This window comes from Brachybacterium ginsengisoli (assembly GCF_002407065.1).
GTDB lineage: Bacteria > Actinomycetota > Actinomycetes > Actinomycetales > Dermabacteraceae > Brachybacterium > Brachybacterium ginsengisoli.
Map to the genome: position 1 here is coordinate 3763869 of NZ_CP023564.1, position 22211 is coordinate 3786079.

General features: G+C 72.9%; 20 protein-coding genes. 8 read left to right on the forward strand and 12 right to left on the reverse strand.

The annotated features are described in order from the left end of the window. Positions 1–33: 33 nt before the first annotated feature. From CFK41_RS16795 to CFK41_RS16810, 4 genes are all read right to left on the reverse strand, one after another. A complete protein-coding gene (locus CFK41_RS16795; protein ID WP_096800709.1) occupies positions 34–1575 on the reverse strand; it encodes a GmrSD restriction endonuclease domain-containing protein in 1542 nt (513 codons plus the stop codon). Between the two features lie 296 nt (positions 1576–1871). After that, positions 1872–2150 (reverse strand): hypothetical protein, encoded by a 279-nt coding sequence (locus CFK41_RS16800; protein ID WP_096800710.1) that lies wholly within the window; start codon positions 2148–2150, stop codon positions 1872–1874. A gap of 132 nt (positions 2151–2282) precedes the next feature. After that, positions 2283–2465 (reverse strand): hypothetical protein, encoded by a 183-nt coding sequence (locus tag CFK41_RS16805; RefSeq protein WP_096800711.1) that lies wholly within the window; start codon positions 2463–2465, stop codon positions 2283–2285. A 152-nt stretch (positions 2466–2617) separates the two neighbouring features. Beyond that, entirely contained in the window at positions 2618–3217 is a 600-nt protein-coding gene (locus CFK41_RS16810) for a hypothetical protein (RefSeq protein WP_096800712.1), read from the reverse strand. A gap of 160 nt (positions 3218–3377) precedes the next feature. Here CFK41_RS16810 and CFK41_RS16815 point away from each other — a divergent pair, with 160 nt between their 5' ends. Both CFK41_RS16815 and CFK41_RS16820 read left to right on the forward strand, forming a co-directional pair. Further along, positions 3378–4016 (forward strand): TetR/AcrR family transcriptional regulator, encoded by a 639-nt coding sequence (locus CFK41_RS16815; protein ID WP_096800713.1) that lies wholly within the window; start codon positions 3378–3380, stop codon positions 4014–4016. Between the two features lie 34 nt (positions 4017–4050). Further along, entirely contained in the window at positions 4051–5277 is a 1227-nt protein-coding gene (locus tag CFK41_RS16820) for an amidohydrolase (RefSeq protein WP_321169378.1), read from the forward strand. Between the two features lie 370 nt (positions 5278–5647). Here CFK41_RS16820 and CFK41_RS16825 read toward each other — a convergent pair whose 3' ends face one another. After that, entirely contained in the window at positions 5648–6304 is a 657-nt protein-coding gene (locus CFK41_RS16825) for a TetR/AcrR family transcriptional regulator (RefSeq protein ID WP_096800714.1), read from the reverse strand. A gap of 86 nt (positions 6305–6390) precedes the next feature. On the opposite strand from CFK41_RS16825, the gene CFK41_RS16830 reads away from it, so the two are divergent. The 3 genes from CFK41_RS16830 to CFK41_RS16840 are packed head-to-tail and all read left to right on the forward strand — an operon-like array spanning position 6391 to position 8178. Then, the gene (locus CFK41_RS16830) at positions 6391–6942 is read left to right on the forward strand and encodes a dihydrofolate reductase family protein (RefSeq protein WP_096800715.1); all 552 of its coding nucleotides are present in this window, start codon (positions 6391–6393) and stop codon (positions 6940–6942) included. A gap of 1 nt (position 6943) precedes the next feature. Continuing rightward, a complete protein-coding gene (locus CFK41_RS16835) occupies positions 6944–7645 on the forward strand; it encodes a DUF899 domain-containing protein (protein WP_096800716.1) in 702 nt (233 codons plus the stop codon). Beyond that, positions 7642–8178 (forward strand): SRPBCC family protein, encoded by a 537-nt coding sequence (locus CFK41_RS16840; protein ID WP_096800717.1) that lies wholly within the window; start codon positions 7642–7644, stop codon positions 8176–8178. Before CFK41_RS16835 ends, CFK41_RS16840 begins: the two co-directional genes overlap by 4 nt. Before the next feature lie 22 nt (positions 8179–8200). On the opposite strand, the gene CFK41_RS16845 is transcribed toward CFK41_RS16840, so the two are convergent. The 5 genes from CFK41_RS16845 to CFK41_RS16865 form a co-directional block, all read right to left on the reverse strand. Then, positions 8201–10966, reverse strand: coding sequence for a sugar-binding protein (locus CFK41_RS16845; protein ID WP_096800718.1), 2766 nt, complete (start codon positions 10964–10966; stop codon positions 8201–8203). Positions 10967–11082: 116 nt separating this feature from the next. Next, entirely contained in the window at positions 11083–12285 is a 1203-nt protein-coding gene (locus CFK41_RS16850) for a carbohydrate kinase family protein (protein ID WP_407641126.1), read from the reverse strand. Next, positions 12282–13085 carry a carbohydrate ABC transporter permease gene (locus tag CFK41_RS16855; protein ID WP_096800719.1) on the reverse strand — a complete coding sequence of 268 codons (804 nt, stop codon included), beginning with the start codon at positions 13083–13085 and terminating at the stop codon, positions 12282–12284. The genes CFK41_RS16850 and CFK41_RS16855 overlap by 4 nt, the downstream gene beginning before the upstream one ends. Next, complete coding sequence (locus CFK41_RS16860) at positions 13082–13945, reverse strand: carbohydrate ABC transporter permease (protein WP_096800720.1); 864 nt, start codon at positions 13943–13945, stop codon at positions 13082–13084. Before CFK41_RS16860 ends, CFK41_RS16855 begins: the two co-directional genes overlap by 4 nt. A gap of 290 nt (positions 13946–14235) precedes the next feature. Continuing rightward, positions 14236–15600, reverse strand: coding sequence for an ABC transporter substrate-binding protein (locus tag CFK41_RS16865; RefSeq protein WP_096800721.1), 1365 nt, complete (start codon positions 15598–15600; stop codon positions 14236–14238). Positions 15601–15773: 173 nt separating this feature from the next. Here CFK41_RS16865 and CFK41_RS16870 point away from each other — a divergent pair, with 173 nt between their 5' ends. Then, positions 15774–16544 (forward strand): DeoR/GlpR family DNA-binding transcription regulator, encoded by a 771-nt coding sequence (locus tag CFK41_RS16870; RefSeq protein ID WP_096800722.1) that lies wholly within the window; start codon positions 15774–15776, stop codon positions 16542–16544. After that, positions 16541–18085, forward strand: a complete 1545-nt coding sequence (locus CFK41_RS16875; protein WP_096800723.1) for a family 4 glycosyl hydrolase — start codon at positions 16541–16543, stop codon at positions 18083–18085. The genes CFK41_RS16870 and CFK41_RS16875 overlap by 4 nt, the downstream gene beginning before the upstream one ends. Before the next feature lie 89 nt (positions 18086–18174). Here the strand turns inward: CFK41_RS16875 and CFK41_RS16880 are convergent, their stop codons facing one another. Next, positions 18175–19008, reverse strand: coding sequence for an aldo/keto reductase (locus CFK41_RS16880; protein ID WP_096800724.1), 834 nt, complete (start codon positions 19006–19008; stop codon positions 18175–18177). A gap of 77 nt (positions 19009–19085) precedes the next feature. Next, positions 19086–20450: an alpha-L-fucosidase gene (locus CFK41_RS16885; RefSeq protein WP_096800725.1), complete on the reverse strand. Its 1365-nt coding sequence runs from the start codon at positions 20448–20450 to the stop codon at positions 19086–19088. A 141-nt stretch (positions 20451–20591) separates the two neighbouring features. Between CFK41_RS16885 and CFK41_RS16890 the strand changes: the two genes are divergently transcribed. Continuing rightward, the gene (locus CFK41_RS16890) at positions 20592–22190 is read left to right on the forward strand and encodes a M81 family metallopeptidase (RefSeq protein ID WP_096800726.1); all 1599 of its coding nucleotides are present in this window, start codon (positions 20592–20594) and stop codon (positions 22188–22190) included. Positions 22191–22211: the final 21 nt, after the last annotated feature.

Sequence of the window (22211 nt, forward strand, 5' to 3'; positions counted from 1 at the left end):
GATGCCAGCTGGCATCACGGGCCTCGTCACTGACTACTCGCAGCCCACACCGTCACCGTCGCGGTCCAGGTGCTTCGCGTACCCGGGGTCCCCTCGGTGGATGGGTGCCGCGCCGGCAGCTCGGACAGCATCGCAGTTCTTGTAATAGGCGCTGCCGCTGCTGTCATCCTGCTTCGGAGCCGGAGGCGGATCCTTCTTGACCGGGGCAGGTGCCGGAGCGGGCGCCGGGGCGGGATCCTTCTTCACCGGAGCAGGATCCTTCGTCGCCGGGACCGGGTCCTTGGCCGGCGCGGGCGCAGGGGCCGGCGCAGGCTCCGGAGCCTTCGTCGGAGCGGGCTCCGCCTCCTGGGTGGGGGCGGGCTCCTTCGTCGGCTCGGACTCGGTGGCGACCACGTCGCCATCGCCGGTCACGGGCCAAGGGTTCTCGCCGGTGATCGCGAGGAAGCCCTCGCAGTCGGAGAGCACACGCTCGATCGCCTCGGCCTCGGCGGGCTTGACCCACAGGTCGTACTTGTCCTTCACCGCGACCTGCCGGGAGACGTACTCGCAACGGTAGTCCTTCTTCGGCGGCAGCCAGGTCGCGGCGTCGCCGTCGCCCTTCTGCCGGTTCAGGCTCGACTCGACGGCGAGGAGGTTCAGCGGATCGTTCGCGAACTCGTGACGCCGCTGCTCATCCCAGGTGGAGGCGCCGGTCTGCCACGCGTCGGAGAGCGAGACCACGTGGTCGATGTCGATCGTCGAGTTCGCGCGATCGAAGTCCACGGTGTCGCCGCTGTAGGGCGACTCGAGGATGCCGCGCAGCACCACGCAGCCCTGCGTCCCTGCCTTCAGGGTGATCGTGTGCAGGTCGCGGCGGAGCACGTCGTTGCGGGTGTCGCAGCCGTTGCGGTCCAGGTCCTCGCGCCAGCCGAAGGTGTCGCGGTCGTACCCGGCCTTCTCGCCGCGGTCCTTCTGCTCCAGCCCGGCCAGCACGGCGAGCGCGGTGCCTTCAGCGGGGGTCTCGACCTCGGGAGTCGACGCAAGTTCCGTGGTCGGCACGTCGGCCGGGCCGGCCGCGGGCTGGGGAGCTTCCTGCGCGGCGTCCTCGAGGGAGCTCTGTTCGACGGCTGCGACGTCGGGAGCGGGCGGTGCGGCGTCCTCGGCGGTGGCGGAGAGGGCGAAGACGCCGAGGAACCCGGCGACCACTGCGCCGGAGACGATGCGGGAGGGCCAGACGAACGGAGCCGTCGGTCGGATGCGCCGGCCCGAGGAGTCGTTCAGCTGCCCCAGGGTGAGCAGGATCAGGTCGACGAGGTACCAGATGAAGAACCCGCCGAAAGTGAGCAGCTTGACCAGTCCGCTCTTCCAGCGGCCCAGGTAGAAGCGGTCGGCTCCGTAGAGGCCGAGGATCAGGGACAGCAGCCAGGCAACAGGGAAGCTCTTCGCCGGCCTGTCGACGGGGCGCTGCAGGTACCTGCCGCCGGGCGGCGGGCGGCCGTGCGAGACACGGCTCGCACCGGAGGTGCCGAAGGTGGGGGCGGAGGGCCAGGCCTCGCTCTCCGTCGATCCGGTGGAGGGGGGACGCTGTGGGGTCATCTCGATTCTCTCTCTCAAGGAGCCGACGTCCATGCGGCGCATGGACAGTAGGGGCGGCCGGGACCGCCCGTTAGTCACCCCGAAAGGAGGGCTCGTTGAAAGATTACTGTTCAACTATGTTCCTGACCAGGAACTTCGTCCGATGTCACCGGAATCACACAGGTGTTCATTTTTTCGACTCCCGCCGTTGGCTCCGATGCCCATCACCCCGCGCCGTGACACGAGCGGCGCCCCGCGGAGTCATCTCCACGAGGCGCCGCCTCACCCCTGCCGAGGGGTCCTCCACCTCGTTCCGGTCAGGCGCTCACCGCCACCTCGGCCCGCTCCCCTGCCGCACGGCGCCGCCGCGCCGAGATCGCGATGAACGCGGCGCCGATCGGCAGCCGCTGGCCGATGAAGCCCCACGGCTGCGGGAGCCAGTGCCGTCCGGCGGCCAGGCCCGAGAGCGGGGTGGCCACGAACATCATCAGCACGGCACCGACACCCAGGCCGGCCATCCCCAGCAGCGACTCCATGCCGAGGATGAACAGCGAGGTGGCGGCGACCCCGAAGGCGAGCGCGAGGGACAGGACCACGTAGCTGCCCTCGACGAGGTGATGCCGGGCCAGCCGATATGGATGGTGCGCGCATTCCTGCAGGGCCTGCGGCCCTGAGAGCTCCCTGCCGCAGGGCGGACTCAGCCCTTCCGGGCCCGCCCGCTCGGCATCTCAGAGGCTGACGAGGGTGATGACCACGAAGGCGAGCACGAGCGCGAGCGCGATGCCCACGCTGGTGCGCCAGTTCGCCGACTGACCGGACGCATCCGAGCCGGCGGGGACCGCCGGAATCTGTCCTGTTTCGGAAGCCGCCCGCAGCTCGCGGCCGACGGGGAGTTCGTGGTGCGACTCCATTCCTGGGTCCCTCCTTCAAGTGATGGTGAGCACGGGGCTCAGGAGGCGTGTACCGCCTGATCAGACGCGGTTTCCTGCGTCTCTGTGTGCGCACCAAGACTAGGGCCGGGAACGGGGCGCGGAAAAGACCCGGAAGGCATGCGTCAGGCGAATCACAGACCCGTCCGGATGGACCCTCCGGAGCGGCGGGCCAGCAGGGCCAGCCGCAGCGCCGAGACCAGGAAGAACACCGCTCCGAGCACGGCATATCCGCCGATCCCGGAGAGCATCTCCCCGCCACTCACTCCCTGCGCCGCGAAGGACGCTCCGGCGAGGACGGAGATGCCGCCGCTGAGCATCTGGGGCACCTGGCCGCCCGCGCGGCGACGACGGATCGCGGTGAGCAGCTGCGGGAGCCCGGAGCCGATGGCCCACAGGCCCCAGATCACGAGCACCGCGGGGATCGAGATCGTCGAGGCCACCCCGAGCGCGACGGCCACGACCGCGCTCACGGCGATGTTCACCTTCTCGCTCAGACCGGTTCCGCTGCCGCGCAGCGGGGCCCGGAGCTGCTGGGCCACGGCCACGGCATCCAGCAGCGGGTAGGCGACCAGGAGCACGGTGAGCAGCACCCCCTGCCCGGGCTGGGCGACGAGGAGGATGCCGGCCCAGAGCAGGGCGGCGAGGGCGCGGATCAGGTAGAGCCGCGGCAGGGCGCCGGGGGCCGGAGCCTGGGAGGGCGCGTGATCGAGAGGGGTGGCGGTGCTGGTCATGGTGGCGTCCTGGAGGTGAGGGTCCGCCGGGCGAGGGGCGTCGGGGATCGACGGTCGCGCCGACGGAGGAATAAGTAGAGTGACTAGTTCGTCTACCTAGGGGAACCGTAGACTCCCCGGAGCGCCTGCGCAAGGGGCGCCGCCCGACCAGGAGGTGCAGATGGACGCCGAGCCACTCGACGCGGAGGCAGCCGAGACTGCACAGACCCCGCCGCGCCGCCGTTCCGCCGCAGACACCCGCGCCCGGATCCTCACCGCGGCGAACGAGCTGTTCTACGCCCAGGGCATCCGCGCCACCAGCGCCGATCGCGTGATCGAGCGGGCCGGGATCACCAAGGTGACCTTCTACCGCCACTTCCCCACCAAGAGCGCCCTGGTCGTGGCCTATCTCGAGCAGCAGTCGCAGGCCGAGCAGGCGTGGATCACCGGACTCCGCCGGCCGGACGACCCGGCCGCCACGATGCGGGCGCTCGCCGACGGGATCGGCGAGGCCAGCTGCTCCCCCGGGTTCCGCGGCTGCGCCTTCCTCAACGCCGCCGCCGAGTTCTCCGAGGCCGAGGACCCGGTGCGGGTCGCGGTCGACGCCCACCGCGCCTGGATGCTGGGGCTGTTCACCGAGGTCTCCGCAGAGGCGGGGGCGACGAGCCCGGAGACCGTGGGGCGGGAGCTGATGCTGCTGCGCGACGGCGGGATGGTGGCCGGCTACCTCTCGGACCCGTCGGCCGTGGCCCGCGTGCTCGGCGCCGCGTTCGCCGCCGTGCTCCCGGGGAACGGGCATACAGTCGAACCGGCGAGCTGACCGCTCCGCCCCTCGACCACCCCGGGAGGATCCCGTGCCCCTGCTCGATGACGCCATGACCGCCGCGCTCGAGGAGATGAGCTCCTGGCAGCAGGATCTCTACGAGGATCTCCACCGCCACCCCGAGCTGTCGATGCACGAGGAGCGCACCCGCGGGATCATCGCCGCGCAGCTGCGCGAGCTGGGCTGCGAGGTCCACGAGATCGGCGGCGGCGTGGTGGGCGTGCTGGAGAACGGCACCGGGCCCGCAGTGCTCCTGCGCGCGGACTTCGACGGCCTGCCCGTGCAGGAGGCGACCGGCCTCCCCTACGCCTCCGAGCGCACCCAGGAGGATGCGGACGGCCAGGCCCAGCCCATGATGCATGCCTGCGGGCACGACGTGCACACCACCGCCGGCCTCGGCGCGGCCCGGCTGCTGGCCGAGCATCGCGAGGCGTGGCAGGGCACGTACCTCGCGCTGTTCCAGCCCGGCGAGGAGATCGCCGCCGGGGCGCGCTCCATGGTGGAGGACGGACTGGTCGAGAAGATCCCGCGGCCCGAGGTGTGCCTGGGCCAGCACGTGCTCACCTCTCCCGTGGCCGGGAAGGTGGCCGTGGCGCCGGGGCCGGTGCTGAGCTCGTCGGTCTCGATGGCGGTGACGGTGCACGGCGCCGGGTCCCACGGATCCATGCCGCACCTGGGCATCGATCCCGTGGTGCTGGCCTCCGCGATCGTCACGCGGCTCCAGACCCTGGTCGCGCGGGAGATCTCGCCGTCGGACTTCGGCGTGGTCACCGTGGGCGCCCTGCACGCCGGGACCAGCGCGAACATCATCCCGGACCGGGCGACGATGGCGCTGAACCTCCGCGCCTACGACGAGCAGATCCTGGACCGGCTCGTCGCGGGGGTGCAGCGGATCGTCCGCGCGGAGTGCGTCGCGGCCCGGTCACCGCGCGAGCCCGAGTTCGAGCTGTTCCACCGCTTCCCCGTCACCGACAACGACGAGCAGGTCGCCGCGCGGGTGCGCGAAGCGCTCGAGGACCAGTTCGGGGCCGAGCGGGTGGAGCGGATGACGCCGGCCACCGCCTCCGAGGACTTCTCCGGGATCCCCGACGCCTTCGGGGTGCCGTACTGCTACTGGGGCCTCGGCGGCTACGCGGAGGGACGCGAGACCGCACCGAACCACAGCCCCTTCTTCGCCCCGGACCAGCAGCCCACGCTGCGCACCGGCACCGAGGCCGCGGCGAGCGCGGCGCTCGCGTGGCTGCGGGCGGCCCGCTGACCGCTCGGGCCGACGGCTCGGAGGCGGGACGCCGGGCGCTGCGCCCCGCTCCCGCCTCCACCGACCGACCGCGGGCCGACGACCGCAATCCGCCCCTCGCGGACGGCCGCCTGCCCCTCACCGATCGCGGAGAACCGGCACGGGACTCTCCACGGCGCTCCTCGCCGACCGGACGGCCCCCGCCGTCCCGGTCGACTCCCGCTGCGGGTCGATCCCGTGCCCTGTTCTCGCGTCCCCTCTGCGGGGCCCGCACCCAGTGCCTGGAATCTACGGGCCCGTGACCTGGAGCGCGATGGGGCGGACTGCCTGGGGAGAACTCCCCATGCCGCCCGAGCGGCAGGACCGTACGAGGGCCGCCCGGCAGGTCCGCTCAGCGGATCCCCGTGATCGCGTCGTCCACGACCCGCTCGGCGAGCTGCCGCACCCTTCGGCGGTCCACGCCGGCCAGGGGCCCGTGGAGCACCAGCTCGGCGAAGCCGTGCACCGCGGACCAGCACACGAACTCGGCCCCGGGCCTCCGCGCGGCCGGCAGCACCCCGGCCTCGACGCACTCGTCCAGCGCCGCCACGAGCAGCACGAACGGGGGCACGCCCGCGGTGGGGTCCGGAGCCCCGTCGCCGGGCGCGGCCTGCACGCCCCCGTCGGCCGACGGATCCTCCTCGCGCAGCGCGCCGAAGAAGCCGGTCTCGAACCAGCCCGGCTCCTCGAGGGCGAAGCCGATGTAGCCGGCGCCCACGCCGCGCAGCCGCTGCAGCGCCCGCTCCGGCGGTGCGGCGCCCTCCGGGGCGATCATACTCTCGCGCATGCGCTCCGCCATCCGCTCCTGGACCTGCCGCGCGACGGCGTCCAGCAGGTGGGAGCGGTCGCGGAAGTGACGGTAGGCCGCCGACGGCGTGACCCCCACGCGCCGGGTCGCCTCGCGCAGCGACACCCCCGTTGGCCCCTCGGTGCGGGCGAGCCCCAGCGCCTCCTCGACCAGCGCGGCCCGCAGGTCGCCGTGGTGATAGGGGCGGGATGTCGTGGCCACTCTTGACCCTCCGGGGCGTCGAAGTCTACGGTGTTCACACGCCGAAGTTGACGGTGTGCACATCCACGGTACCCGAGGAGGCACCGATGCGATCACTGGTGATCACGCAGAACATCACGGTGGACGGTTCGATCGAGATGCTGGACGACTGGTTCGACCCCACCGCGTCCCAGCCCGACCAGCTCGAGCTCCTCCAGCGCGACAGCGCCGCCTGCGACGCGCTGCTGGTGGGGCGGCAGACCTTCGAGGACTTCCGCGGCTTCTGGCCGCAGCAGGAGGACGACGCCACCGGCATCACCGACGAGCTGAACACGCTGCAGAAGTACATGGTCACCTCGACCATGACCGACCCCGAGTGGCAGCACTCCACGATCCTCGCCGGAGACCTCGTGGCCGCCGTGCGCGAGCTCAAGCAGAGCGCAGGAGCGGAGATCTCGCTGACCGGATCGATCCAGCTGTGCCACGCGCTGATCACCGCCGGGCTCGTGGACGAGTACCGGCTGTGGACCTTCCCCTACGTGCAGGGACGCGGCCGCCGCCTGGTCCCCGACGGCCACCACGAACCGCTCGAGCTGCGGGAGCACCACGCCTTCAGCTCGGGCGTCACCTACGCCCGCTGGACCCCCAGGAAGGACTGACATGAACGCCCCGACTGCTCCCGCCCTCCCTCCCGTCACCGATCTCGAGACCTGGCAGCAGGAGCTCGCCGCGCTGCGCGTGCGCGAGAAGGCCGCCACCCGCGAGCTCGACGCGATCGCCGCCCAGCGCCGCCGCCTGCCGATGGTGCAGATGCCGGACTACACGCTCCAGGGCCCCGACGGCCCGGTGCGCCTGGTGGATCTCTTCGACGGCGCCTCGCAGCTGATCACCTACCACCACATGTGGCACGACGGCGCCGAGTGGCAGTGCGGCGGCTGCACCAGCTACACCGCGCAGTTCACCCGCACCGACTTCCTGCGCAAGTACGACGCCCGCTTCGTGGTCGTCACCCAGGGCCCGATCGAGAAGGCCCTCGCCTACCGGGAGAAGGTGGGCAACCAGCTGGACTGGTACTCCACCGCGGGCAGCGACTTCGGGGCCGACGTCGACGCCCCTCCCGGCGGCGGCTTCGCCCTGAACGTGTTCCTGCGCGACGGGGACACCGTCTACCGCACCTGGCACACCACCGGCCGCGGCACCGAGCAGCTCAGCCACACCTTCTCCCTCGTGGACGTGCTGCCCTACGGCCGCCAGGAGGAGTGGCAGGACTCGCCCGCGGGCTGGCCGCAGTCCCCCACCTACGCGAAGTGGCTGGAATCCGACGAGGTCGCGGCGCTGTACGGAAAGGAGGCGACGGCATGAGCACCGAGTCCGCGCAGAGCACCCCGCCGCAGAACACCCCGACCCCGCAGAGCACCGAGGAGCTGGACCACTACATCGTCTCCCGCACCGTCCCCGCCCCGCCCGAGGCGGTGTTCGACCTGCTCACCGACCCGGCCCGGCATCACGAGACCGAGCCGACGGACTGGGTGCGCGGGCCGCTCGAGAAGGACCCCGCGCCGCTGACCGAGGTGGGCCAGGAGTTCGGCATCGAGATGTTCCACGAGAACGCCGGCGGCCGCTACGACATGCACAACCGGGTCTTCGCGGTCGAGCCCGGCCGCACCATCGCGTGGCGGCCCGGCCAGCACGGACCCGACGGGACCTGGGGCTCGGGCGGCTGGACCTGGCGCTACGACCTCGCCCCCGAGGGCGCGGGGACCCGGGTCACCCTCACCTACGACTGGAGCGCCGTGCCGGACGCGCTGGTGAAGGATTTCGGTCTGCCGCCGTTCCCGCCGAGCTTCCTCGAGGACTCGCTCGAGGCGCTGGAGCGGGCGGTGACCTCGGGCTGAGGCCCGCCCGCCCCGCCTCCGCTCACGCCACGGTCGCGCCCGCCGCGGCGGTGCCGGCGTCGGCCTCGAGGGAGACCGCGAGGCGGAGCGTCGCGCCGTCGGCCGGAGTGCCGGTCAGCGGCACCTCGAGGGTCTCCGTCCCGGTGCCCACCTCGCGCGCCTCGAGCGCGCCGACGATCGTCGCGCCGTCCCAGAGGAACACCCGCAGCGTGCCGGCGCGGTCGGTGCGCACCCGGGCGGTGGCGCCGCCGTCGGTCGCGGCGACCTGGTCGAGGCGCAGCGTGCCGGCCGGCAGCACGGGGCTGCCGCCGAGGCCGGTGCCGTCCCCCGCCGCCTGCAGGATCGAGGACGGGGACTCGACCGAGCGCGCGGCGGTGTCCGGGATCCGCGGCTCCACCGGGGCGGAGTCCGCGACGGGCAGGTCCGGCAGCTCGAGCACGCCCCAGCGGGAGGGGTCCGCCTGGATGCCGCCGAAGGTGGACCAGCCGATCCGGGACTGGCCGGTCTGGTCCTGGGTGTCGGAGTCGTAGACCACCACGTTGAAGCCCATGCCGGTGGGGTCGATGCCGTCGGGCAGCTCCGCGAAGGGGATCCGGGTCTCGAACCGGTACCCCTCGTAGGGATCGGAGATCGACGCGGCGATCTGCACCCCGGGGGCGGTGTCCGCGATCGGTCCCTGGCGGTTGTCGTGGTCGCGCCCGGCGACCGGGCCGCCGATCCCGCCGTCCACCGCGGTGCCGGGCAGGGCGCCGAGGATGAACGTGGTGGAGGTGTTGTCCGAGGTGCCGCGCGGGTCGATCATGATCTCGATCGAGTCGGTGCGGAAGCGCTGCTTGTTGTCCTCGGGCGGCAGCAGGGTTCCCAGGACATCGTCGGTGACCTGCACGAACACGTACAGGTTCTCCTCGTCGAAGGTCACCCAGGTGCGGCCGGAGGCGTCGGCCGGCTCCACCGGCTCCCCCTCCCACAGGGTGCCGATGTCGATCCCGTCGCCCGGGTGCTCGCCGCTGCCGCGCACGGCATCGACCTCGACGCCCTCGGTGGGTGCGGCGACGAGTCGCGGAACGAGGTACAGGCCCTGGGCGACGGGCGCCTCGATGCCGCCCGCGGTCGCGGTGACCGTCACCGGATACACCCCGCCGTCCGGGGCACGATTCGCGGTGGGCAGCGAGGCGTCGGTGTTCTCCAGGTGCACCTCCACCCGCTTCTCGCCCCTCGCGGGGACGGCCTCGACCGTCAGCCGGGCCGGCTCCGCGCTGAAGCCCTCCGGCAGGGTGATCGCGACCTCGGCGTCCTGCACGGACTCGGACAGGTTCCGCACCACCACCTCGACGGTGTCCGCCCGGCCGGAGCCGAGGGTGTACCGCGTGGGGACCAGCGCGTCCAGGCGCTCCATGCCGAGCTCCGCGGTCCACTCCAGGAAGGCGGCGATCTCGGGACGGTCCTCGATCCCGGCCTCGACCGGGCCGGCGGTGCGCAGCGGCAGCACGTTCTCGCCGCTCGCCCCCTTGGAGGTGGCGCGGGCGCGCAGCAGCACGGCCTCGCCCGGTGCGGCGTCGGCGGGCGCGGTGACGCTGAAGGTCGCGGTGCGCTGCTGCTTCGCGGGGACGGTGCCGACCGGCTGCACCGGGCCGACGGACCAGCCGCCTGGCACCTCGAGCTCAATCGAGGCCCCGGGCAGGGCCCTGCCCGGCGAGCCCAGCTCGACGGTGACCTCGAGGGCCTCGCCCGGCAGGGCCGTGAACCGCTCCGAGCGCACCTCGAGGGTGGTGCCCAGCGGCAGACCTCCCGCGATCGGCAGGGTCGCCCCCTGCAGCGCCGCGGTGTCGGAGCTGGTGGGATCCGCGAGCGGGGTGCGCGAGTCGATGAGCGTGAACCAGGTGGCGGGGATCTTCCCCGGATCCGTCGGCGAGGGCGGGTTCGCGAACCAGCCCTGCGTGCGATAGGCGTGCACGGAGTCGTCCCGCACCGCGCTCCAGCGCTTGCCGTGCCGCGCGGACTCGGTGCCGTTCCACGCGCCGAACACCACGTCGCTGGCGACCTGGGGCCGGTAGCCGGCGGCCACGGCGTCGGGTCCGGTGTCGGCGCTGCCGTTGGAGCCCGAGCGCAGGAGCCGACGGGGCGAGAAGGGTCGCAGGCCCTCCTCGAAGTGCTCGGGGAAGACGTCCTTCCGCCCGGCCAGGTGGTACGCCTCGACGGCGAACATCGCCGCCTGCTGGTGGTTGCCGTGGTTCCCCTCGACGGCGGAGGGGTTCATCGTGACGATGACGTCCGGCCGCGTCGCGCGGACCACCCGGATCACGCGGCTGAGCGCCTCGGCGCCGCCCCACACGTCATAGGTGAGCGGTGCGGAAAGGGTGTAGAAGAAGTCCACCGCGTCGAGGTTGAAGATGTGCTCGATCCCGGCGTAGCCGACGGCGGTGCGCTCCTCGCTCTCGCGGATCAGACCCAGCGCCGGGCCCTCCTCGAGGCCGACGGCGTTGCCCCCGCCCTCGCCGCGGGTCAGGGTGATGACCCCGGCGCGCTGGCCCTCGTACTCGTTCCACCGACCCAGCGCCGCAAGGGTCCAGGCCTCATCGTCCGGGTGGGCGCCGATGTAGAGGATGTCGAGGTCGACGGTGCCGTCGGCGAGCGCGCGCTCCATCGGGGGCAGACCGGGGAGGTCCAGCGCGGTCGCCCCGGCGGCGAGGCCGAGCACGGCCGAGCCCTGCAGCAGCCGGCGGCGGGAGAGGCCGGGGCGGGGCGCCGGGGTGGGGGTGGGGGTGGGGGTGGGGGTGCTGATCGACATCAGGTGCTGCCTTCTTTCGAGGAGGCCGCCGCATCGGTGCGGCGGATCGGGGTGGAGCCAGCTGCCGGGCCCGCAGCGGTGCGAGCCCTGGGGGGGGGTGGGGAGAGGGGCCGGGTTCAGTGCTCCCCGGCGTCCGAGCGCAGGGCGAAGGTGCCCTGTGCGCGGCGTCGGCCCTGCACACGGCGGTCCGGGACCACGGCGTCCAGGAAGCGGTAGCCGCTGCGGGTGTAGGCGGCGCGGAGGTCTCCCCCGTCGGCCGCCCGGCTCATGCAGCGCCACCAGTCGGTGATGTCGCCCCAGCCGGGAGCTGCGAGCGAGCCGCCGAACTGCTGGACGGCCAGCGCCGAGCACAGGGAGGCGAAGCGCAGCCGCTCCTCGAGCGGCCACGACGCGAGGGTGCCCAGCACCATCGACGCCGCGAAGACGTCCCCGGCGCCGGTGGTGTCGATCGCGGTGACCGGCACGGCGGGGCAGTACGCCTCCTCGCCCGTGGAGCCGTCGATCGCGTAGGAGCCGTGGGCGCCGTCGGTCACCACCGCCAGCGGGACCTTCTCGGCGAGCGCGCGCACGGCCCGGTCGGGGCTGTCGGTGCGGGTGTAGGCCATGGCCTCGAGCGCATTGGGGGTGAAGGCGTGGCAGTGGGCGAGCGGGGCGAGGTCGGCCACGTCCCACGTCCCGGTCTCGTCGTAGCCGATGTCGGCGAACACCAGCGAGCCGCGCCGGGCGAGGTCCGCCCACCAGGAGGTCTCCCCTGCGAGGTCCACCACGGCGGCACGGGCGTCGGGCGCGGAGGCGATGAGGCTGGACAGCGGCTCGGGCAGGTCGTGGCCGTGGGTGGCCATGGCACGATCCCCGTCGGCCGCGATCGAGACGGTCAGCGCCGAGTGGAAGTCCGGGAAGCGGCGTGAGGCGGAGAGGTCGATGCCCTCCTCGTGCGCCATCGTGTGCCACATCCAGTCCGCGTAGGCGTCATCCCCGAAGCCCGCGACCAGCCCCGTGCGCAGGCCCAGACGGGCGGCGGCCGTGGCGAGGTTCGCGATGCCGCCGGGGCTCGAGCCCATGCCCTTGGACCACAGCTCCTCGCCGGGTCGCGGCAGCCGGTCCATGCCGGTGAAGACGATGTCGAAGAACACCGTGCCCGAGAGCAGCACGTCCAGCGGCGGGTCCTCCTCGGTGCGCTGGGCGGCCAGCGGGTCCCAGTCCTGACCGCCGGCGGCCTCGGGCGGCGCCGCGATCGAGGCGCCGGCGTGATGCGCGGGGGGCGTGGGGTCGACGGAGGGAGTGGGGTCGGCGGGGTCGGGGGTCCGGTCGGTCGTCACTTGGCGACTCCTTCGAGCATTCCGCGGATGAAGTGGCGCTGCAGGAACAGGAACAGGATCACGGTGGGCAGGGCGACGATCACGGCGCCCGCGGCGAGCAGCGCGGTCTCCGCGGTGTACTGGCCCTGGAAGTTCGCCAGGCCCAGCGGTGCGGTGCGCAGCGAGCCGCTCGGCGCCATGATCAGGGCGATGAGGAACTCGTTCCAGGTCCACATGAACACCAGCACCACCATGGTCACGATCGCCGGCTTCGACGCGGGCACGAGGATCCGCACCAGGGCCTGCAGCGGACCGGCCCCGTCGAGCGCGGCGGCCTCCACCAGGCTGGTGGGCAGGGCGCGGAACTGCGAGCGCAGCCAGAAGGTGCCGAAGGCGACCGACTGCGCCACCTGCGGCATCGCGATCGCGAGGTAGGTGTCGGTCAGGCCCAGCGTGCGCAGGTCGAAGAACAGCGGGATGATCGTCGCCTCGGTGGGGATCATCAGCCCCAGCAGGAACAGGTAGAACAGCACCGTCGAGCCGCGGAAGCGCATGGTCCCGAAGGCGTAGCCGGCGAGGATCGCGAGCGCGGTCGCAAGGCTCACCACGATCGCGGCGACCGCCACCGAGTTGCCCAGCGAGCGCCCGAAGCCGCCCACCGTCCAGGCGTCGACGTAGTTGGACAGGTGCAGCCCGCCGGTCTCCCCGAGCGGGGCGGAGACCGAGGTCAGCACGATGGTGAGCACGGGTGCGAGCGCGAACAGGGCGAAGCCCACCAGGATCACGTAGTTCGCCGCCGTCTCGACGCGGGAGACCCTCATGACGCACGCTCCCCGATGCGGGAGACACCCACGTTGATCACGAAGATCAGCGCGGTCAGCACGATCGCCACGGCGGAGGCGGAGCCCACCTCGCGCAGCTCGAAGGCACGGAAGTACACCTCGAAGCTCGGAACCGTGGTGGTGTTGCCGGGGCCGCCGGAGGTGGTCATGTAGATCAGGTCGAAGGTCTTCAGCGCCGCGATGATGGTCAGCACCAGCGCCACCGTGATCTCGCCGCGCACGGCGGGCAGGGTGATCGCGAAGAACTCCCGCACCGCCCCGGCCCCGTCCAGTCGCGCGGCCTCGAACAGCTCGCCGGGGATGCGGCTCATGCCGGAGAGCATCAGCAGCATCACCAACCCCATCTCGACCCAGGTGCCGATGAAGCCGACGGCGGCGAGCGCCGTGCCCGGGTCGCCGAGCCAGCCGCGGGTGAGCACGTCCAGGCCCACCGCCCGCAGCGCGTCGTTCAGCAGACCGTTCGGCGAGTAGATCTGCCGCCACGCGACGGCGACCACGACCAGCGCGATCACCTGCGGCAGGAAGATCACCGTGCGGAAGAAGCCCATCCCCCGCACCTGCCCGCGACGCAGCACCGCGGCCAGCACCAGACCCACCACCAGCGGGATCACGGCATAGAACACGATCAGCAGCAGTGCGTTGGCGATCGCCGCCCGGAAGTCCGCGTCACCGGCGAGCTCGACGTAGTTGCCGAGGCCCACGAAGGTGGAGGCGCCGAAGCCCTTCCACTCGAACAGCGAGAACTGCGCCGCCCGGCCCAGCGGATACAGCGCGAACGCGCCGTAGACCAGGAAGGCCGGGAGGATGAACAGGTACGGCGTCGCCGCCGACCGGGCCACCGCCGACGGACGGGGGCGGCGGGTGCGGCGGGGTGCCTCGGGCCGGGCGCCGGCGTCGGTCCGGGGGGCGTCGGGCTGGGGGCCTTGGCCGGTGGGTTGGGTCGAGCCGGCGGGTCCCGTGTCGTGGGATGGTCGGGAGCGACGCGAGGTGGCATATATGCCATCTCTCGTCGCCATACGCCCGTCCGTGACACGACCATCCGTCCGCGACCCCGTCGACCCGGCATCACCGGGGGCGGAGTCGGGACCGGAGGCAGGGTCGTGCGGTGTCGTTCCTGGCGTCATGCGGGTCAGGACCCCTCCGTGAAGTCCGCGTAGTCCTCCTGGAGCGTGCCGGCGGCGGCCTCGGCGTCGGCCTGGCCGCCGATGACCTCCTGGAGCGTGGCGCCGGCGGTGTCCGCGAAGGACGGGGTGGCGTAGTCGAGGTAGGGCAGCAGGGTGCCCTGGGTGGAGACCGCGTCGAAGGCCTCGTAGATGTCCTTGTTCACGCCGGAGTCGGGGGCGAGCTCGGCGGTGCGGTTCACGGGCATGCCGCCGTTCTCGGCGATCATCGCCATCGCGTCGTCGCTGGTGATGAAGTCGATGTAGGCGGCGGCCGCCGCAGGGTTCTTCGCGGCCGACGGGATCGAGAAGGGGATGCCGGTGCCACCGGTGGTCGCGACCTTCCCGTCGATCCCGGGCGGCGGCGCCATGAAGCGGAGGTCCTCGCCCATCACGGCCTCCATGTCGGGGCCCAGCCAGGAGCCGCCGATCAGCAGCACGCCGGTGCCCTTGGTGAACTCGGGCCAGGCGTCGTCGTAGGCGAGGCCGTTCGGGGAGTCGCCGAGCGCGCCGTTCTGCCCCCACTCGGCGAGCTTGGAGAGGGCGGCGACGTTGTCCTCGGTGGTCCAGTCGGCGCCGGAGTTGCCCATGCCGAGGGTCACGATGGTCTCGGCGGGCACGAAGTTCGCCTGCAGCGGGCCGAAGACATGCAGGGCCGGCCACTGGTCGAGGTTGCCCAGCATGATCGGCTGCTCGCCGCCCGCGGCGGCGGCCTCGACCAGGGAGAAGACCTCGTCCCAGGTGGTCGGGGCCTTCAGGCCCAGGTCGTCGAGCTTCTTCTGCGAGTAGTAGATGCCGCAGACCTCGCCGGTCTGGGCGAGACCGTAGAGGGTGCCTTCGCCGAAGGTGACGCCGTCCTCGGAGTAGGTCATCTTCGAGAGCACGCTGGGGCTGAAGCGGTCCGCCCAGCCGTAGGCCTCGGCGTAGCCGGTGAGATCGGTGAGCAGGCTGTCGGCCACGAAGGCGCCCATGTCGCCGCGGGCGTTGTTGACCTGGAGGACGTCGGGGACGTCCTTGCCGGAGAGCGCGAGGCCGGTCTGCTGCTGGAGGTCGTCGAAGGACTGGGTGGTCCGGTCGATCGTGACGTTGGGGTACTTCTTCTCGAAGGCGGCGATCAGGGCCTCGATGGCGTCGTTCTGCGCGCCGCGGACCTCCTGGTCCCAGACCTTCAGGGTGACGTCGCCGAGGCCGGCGACGTCGGTGTCGACCTCGTCGGCCTTCGGGGCGGGGGCCTGGTCCCCGTCACCGCCGCCGTCCGAGCCGGGTGCGCAGGCGGCCAGGAGGCCGAGGCCGCCGAGAGCAGCGGTGCCGCCGAGGAAGTTCCGTCGTCGCATGGTGTTCCTCCTGAGAAGGGTCCCGCTGCGGGGGCGCGATCCCACGGCGTCGTGGAGAGTGCGCTGCAGATGGGCTGTGTGGTCCGGACCACCATGATGACACGAGTTGCGCGGGACTGCACGGGCTTGATCGAAGCTGCGCGAAGTTGCACGCGCGGTGCTACGGTGTCGCCATGCTGAGCGAGGAGCGCCACCAGGCGATCGCGGCGGAGCTCCGACGACGGGGCACCGTCACCGTCACCGCGCTCAGCTCCGGCCTGGGCGTCTCCGAGGCCACCGTGCGCCGCGACCTCGAGCTGCTCGCCGAGACCGGCACGCTGCGCCGGGTGCGCGGCGGGGCCGCCGCCGTGCGCGGCTCCGTGCGGCCCGAGGCGGATCTGCGCTCCTTCGCCGACGTCGCCGGCACCTCGACCGCGGCCAAGCAGGCGATCGCCGCCCGCGCCTGCTCCCTCGTGGAGGACGGCGAGGTGATCGCCCTGGACATCGGCACCACCGTCGCCGCGATGTGCCCGCTGCTCGTCGAGCGCTCCCTCACCGTGGTGACCGCCTCCCTCGCCGTGGTGCGCTCGCTCGCCTCCGCACCGGCCGTCGACATCGTGATCCTCGGCGGGCTGCTGCGCCCCAACTACGACTCGATGGTGGGCACCCTGACCGAGTCCGCTCTCGGCCAGCTGCGCGTGGACCGCGCGTTCCTGGGCGCCGCCGGGGTGCGGGCCGACGGCTCCGTGCTCGACTCCACCCCCAGCGAGGTGCCGATCAAGCGCGGCCTGCTCGACGTCGCCGCCTCCTCCTACCTGCTCGCCGACCACGAGAAGTTCCCCGGCTCGGGGTTCCTCGAGGTGGCCCGGCTCTCGCGCTTCACCGCACTGGTCACCGACCGCTCGCCCCTTCCCTTCGACATCACGTTCCCCGACGGGGAGGACGTGGAGGTACTGCAGCCATGAAGCTCGCCATCCTGGGCGGCGGAGGATTCCGCGTCCCGCTCGTCTACGAGGCGGTCGCCACCGCCGCCACCGGTCTCACCGTCGACGAGATCGCCCTGCACGACGTGGACCCTGCACGCCTGGCCACCATCACCGCCGTGGTCGAGGACCTCGGCGCGCAGCTGGTCGCCGCCGACGGCGCCGTCGCCCTGCCCCGCCTGATCGCCACCACCGACCTCCGCGAGGCCGTGACCGGCGCGGACTTCATCTTCTCCGCGGTGCGGGTGGGCGGCGCGGAGGCCCGCACGGTCGACGAGCGGGTCGCGCTGGGCCTGGGCCTGCTGGGCCAGGAGACCATCGGCCCCGGAGGCCTCGCCTACGCGCTGCGCACCCTGCCGGTGGCGCTGGACATCGCCCGGGTCGTCGCCGAGGTCGCGCCGCAGGCCTGGGTCATCAACTTCACCAACCCCGCCGGGATCGTCACCGAGGCCATGCGCTCGGTGCTCGGGGACCGCGTGGTGGGCATCTGCGACACCCCGATCGGGCTGGTGCGCCGGGTGGGCCGTCTGCTCGGCACGGACCTCGTAGCCGGGGAGGCCGGGGCCGACGGCACCGCGGCGAGCTTCGACTACGTGGGGCTGAACCACCTGGGCTGGCTGCGTTCGGTGACGGTCGACGGCGAGGACCGCCTGCCCGCCCTGCTGGCCGACGACGTCGCCCTCGAGGAGATCGAGGAGGCACGGCTGATCGGCAAGGACTGGGTGCGGGCCGACGGCGCGCTGCCCAACGAGTACCTCTTCTACTACCTCCACACCTCCGACGCGATCCAGCGCATCACCGGCGCCGCGACCACGCGCGGCGAGTTCCTGGCCAAGCAGCAGGGCGACTTCTACCTCGCCGCGGGCGCGGCCGACGAGCACGCCGCGGGCGCGGCCGACGGGGCAGGTGGTGGGTCGGTGGGCGGCGCCGGTGCGGAGCCGTCGGCCGGGGCCGACGCCGACCCGTCGGCCGGAGCCGGGGCCGGGTCGTCGGCCGATTCCTGCTGCACCTCGCCGCTGGACCTGTGGCGCTCCACCCTCCACGAGCGCGAGGCGACCTACATGGCCGAGTCGCGCGACGAGGAGCGGCGCGAGGAGGACATCGCCGGCGGCGGCTACCAGGAGGTGGCGATGCGGCTGATGACGGCGCTGGCCACGGGGCGTCCGGAGCGGATGATCCTCGACGTGGGCAACGCGCCCGCGGGCGCGGACGCCGCCCCGGAGCAGCGGATCGTGCCCGAGCTCCCGGCCGATGCCGTGATCGAGGTGCTGTGCATCGTGGACGGCGAGGGCGTCCACCCTCAGCCCGTGGCTCCGCTGGAGCTGGGCCGGCTGGGGATGATGAGCACCCTGCGCGCCGCGGAGCGGAAGATCCTCGAGGCCGCGAGGACCGGATCCCGCGAGGCCGCCTGGCAGGGCTTCTCCACGCATCCGCTGGTCACCTCACCGGAGCTGGGCCGGCAGCTGCTCGAGGGCTACATCGCCGGCCACCCGCAGATCGCGGAGCTGCTCGGCGAGGGCTGAGCGGCCGACGCGGCGCGGCGGGTCCGCGCGCCGCGCCGTGGGCCGCGGCGATAGCCGGCCCGGAGTTCCCGGGCCGGCCGATCAGCGGCTCAGAAGCCGGGGTTGGCGGGGTCGGCGCCGATGCGGCCGTCCGCGCGGTCCAGGCCGTTGATGCGCTCGACCTCCTCGGCGGTGAGCGTCAGCTCCGCCGCGGCGAAGTTCGAGACGATCCGTGCCGGGGTGACCGTCTTCGGGATGACGACGTTCCCGATCGCGAGGTGCCAGGCGATGATGACCTGACCGGAGTCGGCGCCGTGGGCCTCGGCGATCTCGGTGATCACCGGGTTGCCGAGGATGTCGCCGCCCTGGCCGAGCGGCGACCATGCCTCGGTGACGATGCCCTTCTCCGCGTGGACCGCACGGAGCTCGGCCTGCTGGAACTCGGGGTGGAGCTCGATCTGGTGCATCACCGGGACCACGCCGGTCTCGGCGATGATCTCCTCGAGCTGCTCGATCGGGAAGTTGGAGACGCCGATGGACTTCGCCTTCCCCTCCTTCTGCAGCTCGATGAGCGCCTTCCACGACTCGAGGTACGTGCCGCGCTGAGGGCTGGCCCAGTGGATGAGGTACAGGTCCACGTAGTCGGTGCCGAGCTTCTCGAGCGAGGTCGCCAGCGCCTCCTTCGCGGAGTCGAAGCCCTGGTCGCCGTTGGCGAGCTTGGTGGTGATGAACAGGTCCTCGCGGGCGACGCCGGAGTCGGTCACCGCGCGGCCCACACCGCCCTCGTTCTGGTAGCCGGCGGCGGTGTCGATGTGGCGGTAGCCGGCGGCGACGGCCTGGACGACCACGTCGGCGGCGACCTCGTCCTCCACCTGCCAGACGCCGTAGCCGAGCTGCGGGACGGAGCGGCCGTCGTGGAAGGGGATGACGGGAACTGCAGACATGCGAAGCCTCCTGGGTATGCGGTTGCCCGCCCAGCCTATGCCCGGCGGGCGCCGGTGTGCGGGGGCCGTCCGCTCGGTCAATCCTGGTGGGCGCGTCGGGCCCGCATCGGCAGGATCCGCACCGCCACCGCCCCGCCGTCCCCGTCGACTCCCCCACCGATCGTCACCGGCCCCTCCCCCGACACCTCGGCGATCTCGCGCACCGCGGCACTGACCTGCGCATCCAGCGTCACCGGCCCCGCGGCCGGATCCAGCAGGAGCACGTTCAGCGCCTCCCGCCCGTCCGCCGCGCGCCCGAACGTGAACCGCACCCCGGGCGGCGGGGTGCGCACCGCCTCGTGGAACCAGGGGCGGGTGCCGTGGATCGCCGCGCCGTGGAGGGCGAGCCAGTCCCCCAGGCGCTCGAGCGCGGCGGACTGCAGCGGCGGGATCGACCCGTCGGCCCGGGGCCCGACGTTGATGAGCAGGTTCCCGTTCTTGGAGACGACGTCCACGAGCAGGCGGATCAGCGCGTCGCCGTCCAGGGCGTGCTCGGCCGATTCGTCGGCGTTGTACCCGAAGGAGAGCCCCAGGCCACGGGTGGATTCGAAGACCTCGTCCTGCACCTGGTCGATGTCCTGGTACTCGCGGGTGAGCACGCCGTGGACGGGCACGCCCCACCGGTCGTTGACCATGCCGTGCGGGACGACCGCGAGGTGATCGCGGAAGAGCTGATGGAGGGAGTCGGGGCCGTCGTGCTTGCCGGCGTCGGGCCAGTCGATGTCGTTCCACAGCAGGTCAGGAGCGAAACGGTTGATGAGCTCGCGCAGCTGGGCGGCGGCGAAGGCGGCGAAGGCCCGGTCGTTGCGTCGCAGCGCGAACAGGTCCTCGTTCGAGCTCAGCGGCGGGAAGTCGCTGACATGCCAGTCGTGGGCGCCGGAATAGTAGAGCCCCAGCCGCAGGCCCTCGGCGCGGACGGCCTGCGCGATCTCGGCGATCAGGTCCCGGCCCGGCCCGCGCCGGGCGGCGGTGAAGCCGGTGGTGGCGCTGTCCCAGAGGCAGAAGCCGTCGTGGTGCTTCGTGGTGGGCACGACGTAGCGGGCGCCGGCCCGGGCGGCGAGGCGGGCGATCCCCGCAGCGGCGTCCTCGGCGGGGCGCCACTGGTCGGCGAAGTCCTCGTACGTGCGGCCGACGCCGTGGATCTCCTGGTGGCGGGCCTTCGTGGGGCCGTCGAGCCGCACGGTGTTCGCGTACCACTCGGCGTACTGGTGGCGGGCATAGGCGGTCTCGGGGGTGACGTCGCTGCGGTCGAGCACGTCGGCCCAGGCGGGCACCGAGTACAGGCCCCAGTGCACGAACAGCCCGAGCTTCGCGTCGCGGTACCAGTCCGGCACGGCGAGGTCGGGGTAGGCGGAGGCCGGCGCGGCGCCCTCGGGGCCATGGCGGTCATCGAAGCTGATCATCTCGGTCTCCCTCGGGCACGGAGCCCGGTCCCTCTGCGGTGGGGGCGGCCCTCGTCCGGCCGTCGGTGCGCCTGGCGGCGGCCGCGTCGGGGTGCGAGGATGAGCCACACGCTATCAACCGCTTAAGCCTCGGGAGCCCCCATGCCTGCGACGACCCCGCCCACGACGACGCAGACCCCCTCCGCTCCGCCGCGCATCGCGATCGCCGGCATCGCGATCGAGTCCTCGACCTTCACCCCCTACCGCTCCGGGGCCGACGACTTCGAGGTGCGCCGCGGGACCGTGCAGATCCTGGAGCGCTACCCCTTCGAGGTGCCGGAGGCCGAGTACGCGGGCGTGCTCCATGCCCGCGCCCTGCCCGGCGGGCAGCTCGAGGCCGCGGTCTACGAGGGATGGAAGGCGGAGATCGTCGCGGGTCTCGAGGAGGCCGCGGCGGCCGCTCCGCTGGACGGCTTCTTCTTCGACATCCACGGCGCGATGAGCGTGGTGGGCCTCGAGGACGCCGAGGGCGACCTCATCACCGCGATCCGCGGCGCGATCGGGCCGGACGTGGTGGTGGGCACCGCCATGGATCTCCACGGGAACGTCTCGCACACCCTGTTCGAGGCCTGTGACCTGCTCACCTGCTATCGCCACGCCCCGCACATCGACGCCTGGGAGACCCGCGAGCGCGGGCTGCGGGACCTGGTCGAGACTGCGACACGGGTGCGCGACGGCGGGGCGCTGCCCCACAAGGCGCTCGTGCACCTGCCGATCCTGCTGCCCGGCGAGAAGACCTCCACCCGCATCGAGCCCGCGAGGTCCCTCTACGCGCGCATCCCCGAGCTCACCGAGCGGGACGGCGTCACCGACATCTCCTACTGGATCGGCTTCGCCTGGGCGGACCAGCCCCGCTGCCAGGCCGCGATCGTCGCCTTCGGGGACAGCGCCGACGCGGTGGACGCCGCCGCGCTCGAGCTCGCCGACGCCGTGTGGCGGCAGCGCCACGCCTTCGAGTTCGTGGCCCCCACCGGCAGCTTCGAGGACTGTCTGGACCAGGCCGTCGCCTCGGACGCCCGACCGTTCTGGATCTCCGACTCCGGCGACAACCCCGGCGCCGGCGGGGCCGACGACACCACCCACTGCCTCGCCCAGCTCGCCGCGCGCGAGGAGATCCGCGGCGGCGACATGAGCGCGCTGATGGTCGCGCTCGTGGACCCGGAGACGACCGACGCCGCCTGGGAGGCGGGAGTGGGCGGCCGCCTCGCCGTGCAGGTGGGAGGCCGGATCGACACCCGTGAGCCGGGACCGGTGCCGCTGGTCGTGGAGGTCGCGGCGTTGGACGAGTCCGGGCCGACGGGCCGCGCCGCCGCGCTGCGGGTGCTGGAGACGGACGGGGACGCGAGCGGGGCGGCCGATCCGTCGGCCGCCGCCGTGAGCCCCGCGGACCTCGCCGGCGCCCGGCCGACGGGCCTGACCGTGGTGGTCACGGGCCGCCGCTCCCAGTGGGCGACGAGCGCGATGTACGAGCGCCTGGGACTGTCGATGACCGGCTTCGACGTGGTCACCGTGAAGATGGGCTACCTCGAGCCGGAGCAGTACGAGGCCGCCGCGGACTGGCTGCTCGCCCTCACCCCGGGCGGCGTGGACCAGGACCTCCAGCGCCTCGGCCACTCCCGCATCCACCGCCCGATGATCCCCTTCGACGACGAGATCCCGGCGCCCACGGCGACGGACCTGGTGCGCGGCGGCGGGGCGTAGGGAGACCTGGCGGGGCGCCGG

Coding starts and splice junctions, on each gene's coding strand:
- CFK41_RS16870 (WP_096800722.1), top strand. CDS start 15,774: ATGCTGAGCGAGGAGCGCCACCAGGCGATCGCGGCGGAGCTCCGACGA.
- CFK41_RS16875 (WP_096800723.1), top strand. CDS start 16,541: ATGAAGCTCGCCATCCTGGGCGGCGGAGGATTCCGCGTCCCGCTCGTC.
- CFK41_RS16810 (WP_096800712.1), bottom strand. CDS start 3,217: ATGACCAGCACCGCCACCCCTCTCGATCACGCGCCCTCCCAGGCTCCG.
- CFK41_RS16865 (WP_096800721.1), bottom strand. CDS start 15,600: ATGCGACGACGGAACTTCCTCGGCGGCACCGCTGCTCTCGGCGGCCTC.
- CFK41_RS16805 (WP_096800711.1), bottom strand. CDS start 2,465: ATGGAGTCGCACCACGAACTCCCCGTCGGCCGCGAGCTGCGGGCGGCT.
- CFK41_RS16840 (WP_096800717.1), top strand. CDS start 7,642: ATGAGCACCGAGTCCGCGCAGAGCACCCCGCCGCAGAACACCCCGACC.
- CFK41_RS16835 (WP_096800716.1), top strand. CDS start 6,944: ATGAACGCCCCGACTGCTCCCGCCCTCCCTCCCGTCACCGATCTCGAG.
- CFK41_RS16815 (WP_096800713.1), top strand. CDS start 3,378: ATGGACGCCGAGCCACTCGACGCGGAGGCAGCCGAGACTGCACAGACC.
- CFK41_RS16830 (WP_096800715.1), top strand. CDS start 6,391: ATGCGATCACTGGTGATCACGCAGAACATCACGGTGGACGGTTCGATC.
- CFK41_RS16845 (WP_096800718.1), bottom strand. CDS start 10,966: ATGTCGATCAGCACCCCCACCCCCACCCCCACCCCCACCCCGGCGCCC.
- CFK41_RS16855 (WP_096800719.1), bottom strand. CDS start 13,085: ATGAGGGTCTCCCGCGTCGAGACGGCGGCGAACTACGTGATCCTGGTG.
- CFK41_RS16880 (WP_096800724.1), bottom strand. CDS start 19,008: ATGTCTGCAGTTCCCGTCATCCCCTTCCACGACGGCCGCTCCGTCCCG.
- CFK41_RS16885 (WP_096800725.1), bottom strand. CDS start 20,450: ATGATCAGCTTCGATGACCGCCATGGCCCCGAGGGCGCCGCGCCGGCC.
- CFK41_RS16890 (WP_096800726.1), top strand. CDS start 20,592: ATGCCTGCGACGACCCCGCCCACGACGACGCAGACCCCCTCCGCTCCG.
- CFK41_RS16795 (WP_096800709.1), bottom strand. CDS start 1,575: ATGACCCCACAGCGTCCCCCCTCCACCGGATCGACGGAGAGCGAGGCC.